This window comes from Dyadobacter subterraneus (assembly GCF_015221875.1).
Taxonomy (GTDB): Bacteria; Bacteroidota; Bacteroidia; order Cytophagales; family Spirosomataceae; genus Dyadobacter; species Dyadobacter subterraneus.
Genome location: NZ_JACYGY010000001.1, coordinates 2,296,652 through 2,312,298 on the forward strand (window position 1 = coordinate 2,296,652; position 15,647 = coordinate 2,312,298).

The 15,647-nt window shown below is 43.6% G+C and carries 10 protein-coding genes; all 10 read left to right on the forward strand.

Features of this window, described 5'->3' with window-relative positions; all coding sequences use genetic code 11:
* Positions 1-17: 17 nt before the first annotated feature.
* The gene (locus IEE83_RS09555; protein WP_194120362.1) at positions 18-410 is read left to right on the forward strand and encodes a DUF4267 domain-containing protein; all 393 of its coding nucleotides are present in this window, start codon (positions 18-20) and stop codon (positions 408-410) included.
* A 500-nt stretch (positions 411-910) separates the two neighbouring features.
* Complete coding sequence (locus tag IEE83_RS09560) at positions 911-1,774, forward strand: DMT family transporter (RefSeq protein WP_194120363.1); 864 nt, start codon at positions 911-913, stop codon at positions 1,772-1,774.
* Positions 1,775-2,015: 241 nt separating this feature from the next.
* Complete coding sequence (locus tag IEE83_RS09565) at positions 2,016-2,693, forward strand: DUF421 domain-containing protein (protein ID WP_228101748.1); 678 nt, start codon at positions 2,016-2,018, stop codon at positions 2,691-2,693.
* Positions 2,694-3,435: 742 nt separating this feature from the next.
* Positions 3,436-4,440, forward strand: a complete 1,005-nt coding sequence (locus IEE83_RS09570; RefSeq protein ID WP_194120364.1) for an ABC transporter transmembrane domain-containing protein — start codon at positions 3,436-3,438, stop codon at positions 4,438-4,440.
* Entirely contained in the window at positions 4,433-5,818 is a 1,386-nt protein-coding gene (locus IEE83_RS09575; RefSeq protein ID WP_194120365.1) for an HlyD family secretion protein, read from the forward strand. The genes IEE83_RS09570 and IEE83_RS09575 overlap by 8 nt, the downstream gene beginning before the upstream one ends.
* A gap of 29 nt (positions 5,819-5,847) precedes the next feature.
* On the forward strand, positions 5,848-7,320 hold the full coding sequence (locus tag IEE83_RS09580) for a TolC family protein (protein WP_194120366.1): 1,473 nt from the start codon (positions 5,848-5,850) through the stop codon (positions 7,318-7,320).
* An 847-nt stretch (positions 7,321-8,167) separates the two neighbouring features.
* Positions 8,168-8,767, forward strand: a complete 600-nt coding sequence (locus tag IEE83_RS09585) for an RNA polymerase sigma factor (RefSeq protein WP_194120367.1) — start codon at positions 8,168-8,170, stop codon at positions 8,765-8,767.
* A 71-nt stretch (positions 8,768-8,838) separates the two neighbouring features.
* Complete coding sequence (locus IEE83_RS09590; protein ID WP_194120368.1) at positions 8,839-10,098, forward strand: FecR family protein; 1,260 nt, start codon at positions 8,839-8,841, stop codon at positions 10,096-10,098.
* 235 nt (positions 10,099-10,333) lie between these two features.
* Positions 10,334-13,939 (forward strand): TonB-dependent receptor, encoded by a 3,606-nt coding sequence (locus tag IEE83_RS09595; protein WP_194120369.1) that lies wholly within the window; start codon positions 10,334-10,336, stop codon positions 13,937-13,939.
* 12 nt (positions 13,940-13,951) lie between these two features.
* Positions 13,952-15,631, forward strand: coding sequence for a RagB/SusD family nutrient uptake outer membrane protein (locus tag IEE83_RS09600; RefSeq protein ID WP_194120370.1), 1,680 nt, complete (start codon positions 13,952-13,954; stop codon positions 15,629-15,631).
* Positions 15,632-15,647 lie beyond the last annotated feature (16 nt).

Genomic DNA, 15,647 nt, shown 5'->3' on the forward strand with positions numbered 1-15,647 from the left:
AATTGAGACAAAATATCATGACAACCAGAATTTCTTATGCTATCGCATTTTTATTGGGCCTGGGAATGATTTTCCTTGGCGTACGCTTTTTTATTTCTCCCCAAGTGGCAACCAGTGGTTATGGGATTCATTTCAATGCCAACGGTGATTATTCATTTCATTATATCAAAGGTATCCGGGATCTATTTTCCGGGCTTGTGATCTGCATCTTTGTGCTTCTGAAAGAAAGAAGGGTCTTGGGCGTGACCTTACTAACGGGAACAATCATCCCTGTTGCCGATATGCTTGTTGTGCTTGGCAAAAGCTACAACGGTGTCCTTCAAGCGGTGCCACATATTACCGCAATTATCATCTGCGCTGTATTCGGAATCATTTTATTAGCAACGAAACCTCAAACAATTAAGATGTGAAATAAAAAGGGATATATCAGAATAATCGGTTCATTTTAAACTAATTATAGCCCTAAATCATAAATTAAAAAACCTGTAAGTAGTTTACTTGGATATTCCGGATCAATGAGAGCCACTTTTTCCGCTTAACTATCCCGGAATTTCCAGTTTACTGCCGGCGCAGAGCGCAGCATAGTTGGTGGCTGCTGAAAGCGGGCCTGCAACGCAGGTTAATACTTCGTTCGAAACGGCCACAGATATGCAAGCCGCGTTGAAATATAAGAACTGGGTAATTGTGTTTAGGATGACCGTTTTAGTCCCGAACGCGCCGCGCTCAAAAGTGTTTTTGCTTCAGCAAATCTTTGGTATCTTAACGGCTGTGATACTGAAAGCAGCTGAATAAAGCAGGTCCTTCTATTGTGATCGGTAGCCTGATTGATCTGCAAGTAGGTATTGAGTGTCTGGTCGGTTACTTCGTTACTCGTCTGTCTAATGCTGTGATCTGAATCTGAGTACTTTAAATGAGCTTATCTGTTTTATCACTTGTTCTGACCGCCGCTGTTCTTCACGCATGCTGGAATCTGCTTGCAAAAAAAACAAAGGGCAAAACGCCTTTCATATGGCTGATATACTTGGGTAGTACGGTTATCTATTCACCGGTACTGTTTATGAAAATTCAAAACAGCGATTTTGTTTTTACAGAACAGCTTTTTTGGTTTTCCCTGAGTAGTGCGGTGCTGCACGTTGGTTACAATATATTTTTGCAAAAAGGATATCGGAGTGCTGATCTTTCGGTTGTATACGCGCTGGCTCGGGGATCAGGGCCCTTGTTTGCATCGGTAGCAGCCATTTTATTCCTGCATGAGCCCCTGAAATGGCCCTCAGCGGCTGGGCTGGTTCTCATCATTGCAGGCGTACTAGTAATCACCCGTTTAAAATTACGAACACAGCTCGATAAACAAATCATCACAGGATTAATATACGGTACTTTTACAGGCCTTTTCATTGCAGCATACACTTTTAACGATGCTATTGGCATTAAAAGCTATAAGCTGTCTCCGGTTCTGCTTACCTTCTGCACCAATTGTTTTGGCGTTATTTTGCTTTTCCCTTTTATCGTTAAGCAAAAAGCGCAGCTAAAAACAGAATTCAAATTACATGGATGGATCATTGCCGGTATTTCCCTGTTGAGCCCTGCGGCTTACATTTTAGTTTTGGAAGCGCTCAAATATGCTCCGCTAACTGTTGTCGCCCCTGCCCGTGAACTAAGCATTGTACTGGGTGTATGGGTAAGCTCGAAAGTATTTAGTGAAAGTGATACCCGCAGAAGAATTCTGGGCAGCATCTTGATTTTGGCTGGTATCCTGGCGCTAAGTCTGTCTTGAAAAGTCACTCAATAAGATAACCCGGACCTGTTGAACGCTCACCGGTTTTATTTAATTTCTGCTCCAAGGCAAGTGCGCGGCGCTCATGATCAGTCATGACACATAACGCGTTGAGCGAATGCTTGCCACCGATTTATTAGCAACAGAATCCTTTCAGCCAGAAGTGAAGTTAAGATTTGCGGTTTTCTTGGTATGGTTCTTTTTACAACAAAAGAATTCAACCATTTAATCAGCTACGCATTTGGATTGGCAATCATTGTTTATCAACGACCTGGACTGGGAATTTGCACTTGAAATTGTAATCCGTACCATTATCATGTTTGCGGTTATCCTGATTTTTTTAAGAATTTCAGGAAAGAAAGGCGTCAGGCAGCTTTCGATTTTTGAAGTAGCGATCATCATTGGACTTGGCTCTGCCGCAGGCGATCCGATGTCCAACAAAGATAACGCCATCTTACCTGCTCTGCTGGTTTTTATTACCATACTGGGCTTTTATAGGATGATCACCTGGTTTGCCATGAAAAATGAAAAGTTTGAAGGTTTGCTCGAGGGTGAGCCTGTTTATATCATTGAAGACGGTATGTTTAACCTGGATGCAGACGATCAGACTTACGCGAAAGATGAGTTCTTTTCTGAAATGCGCCAGCAAAGCATCGAGCATTTGGGGCAGGTACGCACCGCAGTTCTGGAACCTAATGGCAATGTAAGTTTTCTTTTTTATGAAGACCAGCAGGTAAAGCCAGGTCTACCGGTCATGCCCAAACTTTATAAGCAGAAACATAAAAACATCAGCGAAGAAAGTGAATATGCCTGCAGCTTTTGCGGCAATGTTCAGCACATCCAAAGTGGGAGTTTAAAGTGCCCAAGATGTCAAAAGCAGGAGTGGGTAAAAGCCCTTGTCTCGCTTCGTATATCGTAAGAATAGTAGCTTAAAAGATAGATGACAACGGGCTAATTCTGTATTCAGTCTGATGCTGAATCTCAGCCGCTTTATGGTCCAAATAATCGGGGTTTGCATCGCGGGGAGATGAACATAAAGTATAACATATAACCGCCTGGCTGTATATGCGCTTTCATAATCGACTACCGGCTTTTCACAAATGGCCAGCCTCATAGCGTTACCTGACCAATTGGTTTTATATACATCTGCTCAAATTCTACAAAAATATGTTCCAGGCTTATTAGAGGTATAAAATATTTTTTGGATGAGCTGGAATTTTAGAGCTCCAGCTGCTTGGGGGAGTTTCCGGACTTAAAACTTTACATGCCAGTATAAATCTGAATCCTTGATAATTAGGATTCAGGCAAGCAGCTCTTTTGTTAAGAAAATGACCATCGAATTTTAATGGCACAAATTTTTAGCTAACTGAGATCAGTTCACTACTCATCCGATAAATCTTAGTTTACTATGAAAATTTTACAAGAAACAGCGCTTCTTACAGCACGCAGTGATCCAGGAAAGTTCAAGCCCTTGCGCTTTATAAAATGATTCTGATTTAAAATCCTGGAAACGAATGCACCTGCTGCTAATCAGATTCTAATCCCATTCTTAGCTCATTCTCATAACTCGGGCTCATTTTTGCGCCGGATGTAATGGATATGTGGCATTACTCCATTAAAAATAAAAAATTTATGGTACACGATTTAACCCGGCACTCCTGATGAAAAAGAAACATAAAGCCGATACGCCAACTCCTTGGAAACGGCTTTTGGGTATGCTCTACGTGGAGCGGACCACAATCAATTACATTTTTGTTTATGCAGGCCTGATTGGTCTTATCGGTCTTACACTTCCGCTTGGCACAACAGCTGTTTTTAACTTTCTTTCCAATGGTGCGCTTTACAGTTCAACCTATATTTTAATCGGGATTGTTTTATTAGGTGTTGCGGTAGGAGGTCTGCTGCTGATCGGACAGCTCACATTGGTAGAGATGATTGAGCAGAAGATATTTGCCAAAGCAACCGTGGAGTTCGCTTACCGTTTTCCAAGAATCAAAAAAAAGGAGTTTGAGGGAGAAAATCCCGCAGAACTGGTAAACCGCTTTTTTGATGTAATAACCATCCAGAAAGGGCTCACCAAACTGCTCGTTGATGTGGTTGCAGCTGCGGTGCAGATCTTTTTTGCTGCCATACTGCTATCGTTCTATCACCCTGTCTTTATGCTTTTTGGTATTTTTACAGTATTGGTGATACTGCTGATGCTTTTTTTATTCTACGAAATTGCTGTCAAGACCAGTATTAAGGAATCTGAACACAAGTATGAGGTAGTAGCCTACCTTGAAGAGGTGGCTGCTGATCTTGACAATTACCGAAATCAGCCCCAAAAGCTCACAGACGTAATTTACCGTACCGATCAGATTACGGCTAAATATTTAAAGGCACGTAATGATCATTTTAAGATCCTGAAAAAGTTTTTTGCAAGCTCGGTCGCGCTTAGGACGATTTTGATGGGAGGATTACTGCTTCTGGGGTCTTTTTATGTGGTGGAACGCCAGATGACCTTAGGGCAGTTTGTGGCTGCCGAAGTTATTATCGTGCAGATCAGTTATGCAGTAGAGAAATTTATGACAAGCCTGAATACAATTTTTGATATGGTGACAGGAAGTGAAAAACTGGCCGCTGTGACGGACCTTGAACTGGAAGAAAGTGAGGTGGGCCATGATTAGTGAAAACAACAATTTCTTGACCAGTGAAACGAAAAATTATTTCGAAGAGGGAAAATGGGAAGAGCTCGGCGTAATTTCCAGTCGTGAAATCTTGGAAACCAGAGGGCCACGGCTTTTAGGCAGGGTTATGCTGCTGCTGCTGGTGATCTTTATTATTATTTTGTTTTTACCCTGGCGGCAGACCATTCCCGGCCGTGGCCGGGTGACGGCTCTAAGACCGGAGGACAGGCCGCAAACCGTCCAAAATCAGATCGGTGGAAGAATTGAGCACTGGGCTGTCAGAGAAGGTCAAAAAGTGAAGAAAGGCGATACGATCCTGATTATTTCAGAAACCAGCCAGTCCTATTTTGACCCCGAACTGCCGGTTCGACTGCAGGAGCAGCTGGCTGCCAAAGTAGGCAGTGAGGATGCGGCCTCCCAAAAAATGCAGGCGACCTCGGCGCAGATCAGGGCCATGACAAAAGGTTTGTATATCAAACTGAATTCGGCGAGAAACAAGGTGCGGCAGGCTGAAAATTATGTGGACATCGACAGCGCCGATCTGGTAGCAGTCCAGAAGTTTTATGAGATCAGCAAGTCCCGGCTGGCGCGTTATGAAGCCGGTTATACAAATGGATTGTTCTCACTGACTGATATCGAATCCCGCAGGTTGAAGCTTCAGGAAGATAATGCCAAAGTGATCAGTCAGCAGAATAAGCTGAATAATTCTGTGCAGTCACTGCTGAATGCGCGCATTGAGCTGGATAACATTCAGGCAGAGTATCAACAGTCGCTTGCCAAGGCGCAGTCTGATATGAGCTCTGCACTTTCCAGCAAAGTCGGCGCGCAGGGTGAGATCTCCAAGCTTAGAAATGAGATATCCAATACCAATATCCGGAGAGGTTTGTATGTAGTCAGGGCTCCGCAAACTGGTTTTGTTGTCAAAACATTGAAGGCAGGGATTGGCGAGAATATAAAAGAAGGGGAGTCAATCGCCACACTCCAGCCTGAAACCCCTCAGGTTGCCGCAGAGATCTACGTAGATGCCATGGATGTTCCCTTGATATTGAATAACAGTGAAGTAAGGATCCAGTTTGAAGGCTGGCCATCGGTTCAGTTTTCGGGCTGGCCCTCAGTGGCTGTCGGCACGTTTTCGGGTAAGGTATCTGTCATCGATCTGGTAAGCAGCCAGGGTGGAAAATACCGCCTTTTGGTCCGGCCGACAAACCCTGTGCCGGCCAATGACCAGCCCTGGCCGCTTCAATTAAGGCAAGGGTCGGGTGTTTATGGACGGGTTATACTCCGGTCAGTACCGTTATGGTATGAAATCTGGCGTCAGCTAAATGGTTTCCCGCCAAGTCTGGAAGCGGAACCGGACGTGCAGGTGGGCGCCAAATAAGTTTTATATTGAATTTTAAATTGCTTACAATGAAGCATACATATAAAGAAATACTCATTGTCTGTCTGCTTTTTTTGCTTGCTACCGCTTTTTCAGAAAGCTTAGCGCAGCAAAAACAAGGGGCTGATTCGACCCGGGTATTCGCTTTGAAAGATCTGGAAGAAATTGTTTTTTTTAATCATCCGATTGTTAAACAGGCTGGTCTTTTAAGTGAAGAAGCCAGGGCAAAAGTAATGCAGGCCTGGGGGAGCTTTGATCCGGCTTTAAAAAGTCATTTTGCCAGAAAGACTTTTGGCAATACCGAATATTATAACAATTGGTCAAATGAGTTGAAGGTTCCGCTTTGGCTTGCAGGAGCCGATTTGAAAATTGGATATGACCGTTTTGTGGGAACCTACACCAATCCGGAAACGCAGACTGGCGTGCCAGGTCTTACAGGAATCGGAATTGCCATTCCGTTGGGTCAGGGCTTTTTGATTGATGCCAGAAGAAATACCCTGCGCCAATCCAGAGTCATGGTCAATTACGCGGAAGCTGAGCAGATCAAACAGATTAACAAAGTTTGGTTTGATGCCGTGAAGGACTACTGGAACTGGTTTTATGCGCACCGGCAGTATGGACTAATCAGGGAAGGTGCGGATCTTGCTTATACCAGATTTCAAGCTTTAAAAAATCAAACACTGATTGGGGACAAGCCGCCCATTGATTCAGTGGAAGCCGCCATCACTTTTCAGGAACGCAGTTTGCAGCTGGAAAAGATCAAGGTGGAGCTTTTGAATGCAAGGCTGGTACTTTCAAACCACCTTTGGAGTGATAAGACTGAGCCAATGGAGCTGCCTGAGTATAGTGTTCCGCAGAATCCCGACCAAAATACGATCAGCTCCAGCAGAAGGCAGATTGATACTCTGCTTAGTAATGCAGCCAATGATCATCCTGAGATATTAATGCTGAAAAACAAAGGCTTGCAGCTGCAACTGGAAGGGAATTACCGAAGAGAAATGTTAAAGCCCAAACTCAGTGTGAGCGGATCACTGCTGACCAGCCGGACTGCTTTTGGTGCGCAGGTTGCTGATAATTACCAGCTCCAATGGAGCAATTATAAAATAGGGGTCGATTTTTCATTTCCTTTGTTTTTACGTGAACAGCGGGGGAAACTTCGGGAGATCAAGGTCAAACAAATGGCGCTGGATTATGATCTTCAGCAGACCGGAAGAGAGATCTCGACCAGCATTCTTAATGCTTACAATAAGTTAAAAGCATACGAAGTTCAGCTTGCTATCCAGTCGAGTAGTATTGATAATCAGCAGCTATTGCTTCGGGGAGAACTTTCCAAATTTGAACTGGGAGAAAGTACACTTTTTTTGATCAACAGCCGCGAAACCAAGCTCATTGATATGAGACTTAAGATGGCTGAGCTAATTTCCAGTTATGAGAAAACGGTAGCCGAACTTTACTATGTGGCCGGTACATCGCAGAATAATACACAGGTCGCCAGAAAATAATCATTTTAAATTGCCATTCTGCTCAATCTGAGAAGGTTATCCTAACGCAAAGTATTGTGCTGGGATAACCTAATTTTTTTGCAAACTATGTGTATTTGAACGACTCGCTTTTCTGCAATTTCAATAATCTTTTATCTGGATTTGTTTGAGAGAGGGCCTTAATTTGCAGCTATTGAATGCCCGGATGCATTTCAAATATGCTTACCCATCAGCAAGGCAAAGAAATGGGAAAGCTTTCATTTGATAAATGCTACCAAAGTATAAAATGAACTTAGTCTGAATTCCAAAACTTATGGCGCCTTAATCCGTAATTCTTGTTTTTTTGATACTTATCTGAAATTTTTGCAGTCATTCAGCATAGACCCCTTGAAAAATTTATCAATTTCCCCTCTGTCAATCAGGAACGGTACCAGTCAAACCTTTTCAAGATGATAGATGGCTAGTATAAGAGTGGTACCACCTTTGCTTATGATTTAATTTTTACAGAGCGCACATTCCCTTTTAGCGACTTGTTCTTTATTGCAGAAATTAGAAATCCATTAGCAACCAATAGACCCATGCTTACTTTGATGATCCCGTAAACCCGCCGACATTAAAAATTATGTGATGACCACTGTCTGTTCTATAATACATTTTTATCCATTATAAATACACTGCTGCATGATTGAGGAGATTGTTGCTCGTATTTTCTTTCCACTTTAATACAGTTTTTTTCTATTGAATAGAACTAATTGCAGAATAAATATAATATTTGATTTTATTTTATGACAAGGATATTGAATCCTGATCGCCAGCTTAATGATTTTATATTTCAATGCATGAAAATATTTTGACGGCTAATCAACCCATGACCGAATTTACAGAAGAGAGAGGGCTTTTGGAGCGCTGCGCAGGCGGCGACAGAGAGGCTTTTGCAAGTTTGTATACTTGTCATCTCTCTTCATTAATCCGGTATGTTTTTCTTTTTACAAGATCAAGGGAGCTTAGTGAAGAAATTGTTCAGGATGTTTTTGTAAAGATCTGGGAGAAAAAAGAAGGTCTTTTGTATGTACAATCCTTCCAGCCCTATATTTTTAAAACCGCAAAAAATCTTTTGATGGATCATCTGCGCAGAGAGCAGACAGAAAACAGATATCGGAATCTGACGGGCCCTTTTTCTGAGGAAAGCACAGATCAGACCGACTCAGACATTATCTACGGTCAATATTTTCAACTTGCACAAGATGCTATAAGTCAGCTTCCTGAAAAAAGGAAACAGATTTTTGAACTTAAAACAAAAGAGGAATTATCGCTCGACGAGATTGCCGCAAAGCTTTCAATCTCAAAGTCCGTTGTAAAAAAACAGCTTTATGCGGCGACCAGCTTTGTAAAAGATTACCTAAGAAAACATGGGGAAATGACAACAGATATGGTTATTTTCATGTATTTCTTGTCTGGTATTCAATAAGTTCAAAAAAAAGTAAAAATAATTTCAATAGCAAGGGGTTCTTTTGCCGGGGCAATCCGTCTTCTCAGTATATGGAAGAAAATTACTACCCCTTTCTTGAAAAGTATGCGCAAAACCGCCATACCGAAGAAGAGCATCAGGCGTTTCTGCGTTGGTTTAATTCTATTTCCCCTCTTGAAGCGCGGAATGTGATGGACCGCTATCAGCTTCTTTTAAAAAACTATGCAGATCCTGTCAGTCCAAATGCACATGCTGATCTGATCCGAAAAATAGAAGGCCGTATCAATAAAATCGAGCAGGAACAGGTTTTTGATTATGAAAATGATCAGCAAGCCAGTGTTGTAAGTCTTTGGTGGTATTTCCGCCGGTTTGCTGTCGCCGCAGTATTGGTGCTGATAGGAATCGGAAGTTATTATACCGTGCTGCGAAAATCAAAACAGAGCAAAAATATTGCCAGTCAGACACTTGCAACCGATGCGGCTCCGGGCGGAAATAAAGCTATGCTGACGCTTGCGGATGGGTCTGTTATCAATTTGAACGAAGCCGGTGAGGGACAAATCGCAAGCCAGTCTGGTATCAACATCAATAAAGTAACCGACGGTCAGTTGGTTTATGGAAAGCACTTGGAAGATGGTGGCGGCATTGACAATAAAGCCGGAATCTACAATCAGATCACCACACCCAAAGCCGGTCAATATCAGATCAGCCTTTCGGATGGTACAAAGGTTTGGCTGAATTCTCTTTCGTCCATCCGGTTTCCGGCAGTTTTCAGTGCGGATGAAAGAAAAGTTGAAATCACCGGAGAGGTATATTTTGAAGTGGCCAAAGTCAGTCTGAATAAAAAGCGGGTTCCTTTCAGGGTCGTTTCAAATAACCAGATCATTGAAGTGATCGGAACCCATTTTAATGTCAATTCTTACCGGGATGAGTCTGTTGTGAAAACAACTCTGCTGGAAGGAAGTGTGAAGGTTTCTACCATTGCAAACGGAAAGATTTCTTTGGAAGCGGTGAAATTGAAACCAGGCGAACAGTCCATCGTAAAACCGAAACAGGCCGCCATTGCCGTCGAAAAAGTAGATACAGAAAGCGCAGTGGCCTGGCAGAAAGGTTACTTCAAATTTAAGGATACCAATATTGAGGAAGTGATGCGCCAGCTTTCACGGTGGTATGATCTGGATGTTGTCTATATAGGACCGCTTCCGCAGGATCAGTTTACAGGTTATGTGTCTAAAAAAGTGGCCATTTCAAGTGTACTGAATATTCTGCAAGAAGGCGGCGGAGTGAGATTTAATGTAAAAGACAAAAAGGTGGAGGTGAGTGCTTTGGAATAACTGATAGGTAACAACTTCGATTAAAATTTTAAACCCAACATAAAAATGGACGACAGCTGACGGAAGTTTGCAGGATGACCAAAAAAAACACTTCGGAGTGGAGTCCGAAGTGGAATCAGCTGTACTTGATTCCCTGGCAGGAAAAAAGTGCAGCCCAAAGATTCAGGTTAAAATCCAGCCCGGTATTTATTGCGAAACACGAAACATGTACCATTAACCTCAACAACGTAAAAGTATGAAATATGCTTTACTTTATCAATGCGGCTTTGCCCGCATAGTTCCAGATCGCGCCTGCTCAATACTGAGCGTGGTGCCTGACGGCTCAAAACTCAAAATAGGACGAATTATGAAGCTCACCGCTTTGCTTTTTTTGATAGCATTTATGCAGGTCAGCGCTGGCGTATATTCACAAACCGTTAGACTGAACGAAAATAATAGCGGTCTGGAAAAAGTATTTAATGAAATAAGAAAGCAAACAGGATATAATTTCCTGTATAACAACCGCTTGTTAAAAAATACATTACCTGTAAATATCCGGGTGAATGGAGAAGAACTGAAATCTGTTCTGGACCGGGTATTTGAAAACCAGCCGCTGAGTTATTCTATCATCGATAAAACGATCGTTGTTAAAAAAAGGAAACCGGCAGCAGAAAATAATGTTCCCGCCAACACGCAGAGCAGTTTGCCGGCCGCTAACTTGGCAAAAAGTGACCTTGGAACAACCAATCTTCTGACCAATAAAGTGTCCGGATATCTTTTAACGGCCGTTGATGTTTCCGGCAGGGTGACTGACGAAAAAGGCGAGCCGCTGCCAGGGGTAAGTATCGTGATCAAAGGTCTACCCCAGGGAACAACAACGTCTGCCGATGGCAGATTTTCGCTTTCAGTTCCGGGTACGAGCTCGGTTTTGATATTTTCTTTCGTTGGCTATTTGCCCAAAGAAGTGCCGGTTGGCAATAAAAGTGTTTTGGATATAACGCTTTTGGTTGATACAAAAGCGCTGGAAGAAGTTGTAGTAGTCGGTTATGGCCAAATGAAAAGGGCCGATCTTACCACGGCGCAGACTTCGGTTTCAGCAAAAGATATTGGCAGAACCGTAAATACAACGATCGAACAAGCGATTCAAGGAAGAGCGGCCGGCGTGTATGTAACACAAAATTCAGGTCAGCCGGGAGGTGGTATTTCTGTAAATATCCGCGGTGTAAACTCGATTAGTGGCAGCAATGAGCCGCTTTACGTCGTTGATGGAGTTCAGATTCCGGGGCAGTCTGTGGCTTACGGATCCCAAAGTTCTTCCAATCCGCTTGCAGGGCTGAATCCTGCTGACATCGAATCCATTGAGGTACTTCAAGGTCCTTCCGCTACGGCTATATACGGCTCGCGGGCTACCAACGGGGTACTGATCGTGACAACCAAACGTGGAAAATCTGGTGATACCAAGATTTCTTATGGCTATCAGTATAGTTTGCAAACTGCGCCAAAGCCGCTTACAGTGATGAATTTGCAGCAGTATGCGCAGATGGTGGGGGAGTATCATCTGCTTGCCGGGGGAAACACCCCGACCGAATTTCTGGACCCTTCTTTGCTTGGCAAAGGAACTGACTGGCAAAAAGAGCTTTTCAAAAGTGCCCCGATGAACAAACACCAGCTGAGTTTGAGCGGCGGAAATGATAAAACAACTTATTATCTGTCCGGAGAATATCTCAAACAGGATGGCGTAGCACTTGGATCGGGCTTTAAGCGTTATGGTTTTCGTCTTAATCTGGATAACAAACCAAGAAAATGGGCGACGCTGGGAGCGAATCTAAGCTTTAACCAGACGAATGATAATTTGACCACCAGCCAGGAAAACGTGATCGCCAGTGCTTTGCAGTTAACTCCACAGGTGCCGGTCAAAAATCTGGACGGCTCATGGGGTGGAGGGGATCTGAATAACGGAGCAAATCAGTTTGCGCCCGTGAATCCGATTGCGATTGCCAACCTTACTACCAATAAATTGTTGAGAAGGCAGTTTTTGGGCGGGTTGAATCTGGGAATCGAAATTGCAAAAGGACTTAATTTCAGATCTTCCTTTAATACCAATGTAGGCTATTCTAATTCTGAGTACTATATTCCGACTTATTCAATTGGCTGGGCGAAAAATGTATCTGCTTCCCTTACCAACGGGACCGGAACAAACACCTACTGGAACTGGAACCAGCTTTTGGAGTATGTAAAATCCTTTGGCAAACATAATATCAATGTAATGGTCAGCCACGAGGCGCAGGAATCTGCCTGGAAAAACGTAGGCGCGACAAGAACAGGATTTCTTACCAACGATATTCATGACCTGGCTGCGGGTGACGCGCTGACTTCAAGCAACTCGGGTGGTTCGGGCAACTGGGCAATGGAATCCTACCTGGGAAGGCTCAATTACAATTATGCCGATAAATATATTGTCATGGGAACCGTACGCCGGGATGGTTCTGCCAATTTTGGAAAGGATAATAAATGGGGCTTTTTTCCATCGGTTTCGGCCGCCTGGCGGCTTTCTCAGGAAGCATTTTTCCATGTACCAGCCATCAGTGAGCTGAAATTAAGATTTGAGACCGGCATTACAGGAAATCAGGGAGGAAGCGGCGGAATCTATTCTCCGATGGGAACAGGTGCGACGCCAACCTCAACCGGATTTCTACCCACAAAATACAGCAATCCTGGCCTTAAATGGGAAGAAACCAAAACCAACAACTTTGGTATCAATGTCGGCCTTCTTGATAACCGCATCCAGTTTGAGCTGGATTACTATATCAAAAATACAGATAACCTGCTGATGGAAAAACCGCTTCCCTGGTATATGGGAACCAATGGAACCGGCGCGGTTGGTTCTCCTACGGTCAACATCGGTGCATTGCAAAATAAAGGTTTTGGTTTTACGATCAATACAACCAACATCAACAAGGGAGGTTTTAAATGGGAAACAAGTTTTAACGTTTCAAGTTTCAAAACAAAAATCAAATCCTTTTACTCTGAAAGCGCTTTCGTAGACCGCACTTCGTGGTGGATGCAGGACTGGACACAGCGCTCAGAAGTGGGAAAAGCACCCTGGCTTTTTAGGGGATATAAGGAAGAAGGTTTGTTTCAGTCCGTTGCAGAAATTGATGCCAGCGCAGTGCCTGTCGATAACAACGGAAACCGCCTTCCGACAAACGTAGACAATATCTGGGTGGGTGATGTCAAGTTTAAAGACTTGAACGGCGATGGGAAAATCGATGAAAATGACCAGACGGCCATTGGTAATCCCTGGCCTAAAATGTTCGCCGGTCTGACCAATACATTTTCCTACAAAGGTTTTGATCTTAGTCTTTTGTTTACCAGCACTTATGGAAATGACATCTATAATTATCTGGGCAAGCTTAATACCAATGCAAGCAATATCAATTTGAGCCGGAATCTTCTGGTTCATGCGATGGATTATGCAAAACCTATTACCAACGAAAACGGCGAAGTTGTACTTGCCAACCCGGGAACAGATGTAGCCAGGATTTCAAACGGCCCGAATGGAAACTTCACGCGTCATACAGATAAATGGGTGGAAGACGGCTCTTTTATTCGGTTGAAAAACGTGTCGCTGACTTATAATGTGCCTTCGGCATTTTTGTCAAAACAAAAAATTGTGAGAGGAGCCAGGGTGAGCTTTGGTGCGCAGAACGTTTTGACATTTACCAAATACACCGGTTTTGATCCGGAGGTCGGCGCCTACGTATCCAGAGATGCAAGCCCTTCCAACCAGGCGATTGGTCTTGATTACGGGCGCTATCCGCTGACGCCGGTTTATACTTTTAGTTTGGGCCTAGACTTTTAATTTTCGAAAAACATGAAACCAATAAAACATATATACTACTGGATTGCGGTTTTAATACCGATTTTCATTTTGTCGGCATGCTCTGAAGACTTTCTGGAAAGACCGCCACAGGATTCGATCGTAGATGCCAGTTTTTATAAAACAGATGATCAGGTACTTGCCGCCACAGCGCTTCTGTACAGCAAAGTCTGGTTTGATTACAATGATAAAGCATCCTATAACCTGGGAGATTTTCGGGCCGGAACTGCATTTTCTGCGTACAACGACCGGGGTAATGTGCTTTTCAACACCACAGGAAATACCCCAGAAAACGGCGCGGCATGGAGATCTTTCTTTATTGTAGTAGGCCAATCCAATCTGGCAATCAATAACATTAACCAGTTTGCCGGAGCAGCCGTTTCGCCGACCATTAAAAAAATGGCTATCGCAGAAGCCCGCTTTATCCGCGCACTTGCGTACCGTTTTTTGGTGATGAACTGGGGCGCTGTTCCGGTCATTGAAGATAATCTGAAACTTTTGTCTGATACCACAGTTACCCGCAACACACCTGAGAGTGTGTGGAAATTCATTACCAGCGAAATGCGTCTGGCGGCAGATGATCTTCCTGAAACACCGATACGCACCGGAAGGGTTACGAAATGGTCAGCAGAAGGGATGCTGGCAAGATTTTATCTGAGCCGCTCAGGTGTGGAATCAAACGGATCCGGACAAAGAAACCAGGCATTTTTGGACAGCGCAAAATATTATGCGGAAAGGGTAATCACCAAAAGCGGTGCTTCTTTGATGAAAAACTATTCGGATCTTTTTCTTTTTCCTTATGATAACAATCCGGAATCTTTGTTTTCGCTGCAATGGGTTTATTCTCCCGGCGCGTATGGAACACAAAATACATCTCCTGCTTACCTGGCTTACAGTTCTGACATTGCTAACGGAGACGGCTGGGGAGGTGATAAAAGTGCAACCTGGTGGATGATCAGCCAATACGATGGTATCAAAACAACGGCTACCGGTATGCAGGGAAGAACGCTCGACCAAAGATTAAAAGCGACTTTCATGCTTCCCGGTGCATCATATCCTGAAATTACCCAGACTATTCCGGGAGGGGAACAAAAGCTGATTTTTCCTTTCACAGGCACCGATAATAATTTTGTTTCGATCAAAAAATATATAACAGGAAAAGCAAAGGATGTTGGCGGGCTTTCCGCATCCCAAAATTATGGGAATGATACCTATATGATGCGTCTTGCGGAAATGTATCTGATTTATGCTGAGGCGGTTTTGGGTAATAACGCTTCTACAGCCGATGCCACCGCGCTTGCCTATTTCAACAAGGTGCATACACGAGCCGGCCTTCCTGCTGTGGAAGATCCTTTGACTTTTGACGCAATTTTCAAAGAAAGAACGCTCGAATTTGCGATGGAAGGCATGGCGTGGTACGATCTGGTCAGTTTGCATTATTACAACCCGGCCAAGGCTTATGCCATCTTAAATGCTCAAGACCGTGGTCTTTTCTTTACCGCCCCGGATCAGTTTCCAAATCCAACTTCCTGGACGTTTACCAAGACATCCTGGGCGACCAATGAGCGGACGATTATTGCAAACAGCGGAAATTTCCTATTGCCGATTCCTTCGGCAGAGTTGAGCCAGGCGCCTAATCTTCAAAAACCGGCAGTTGATTATTACAAAAAATAATTTCTGTTTTTGTATC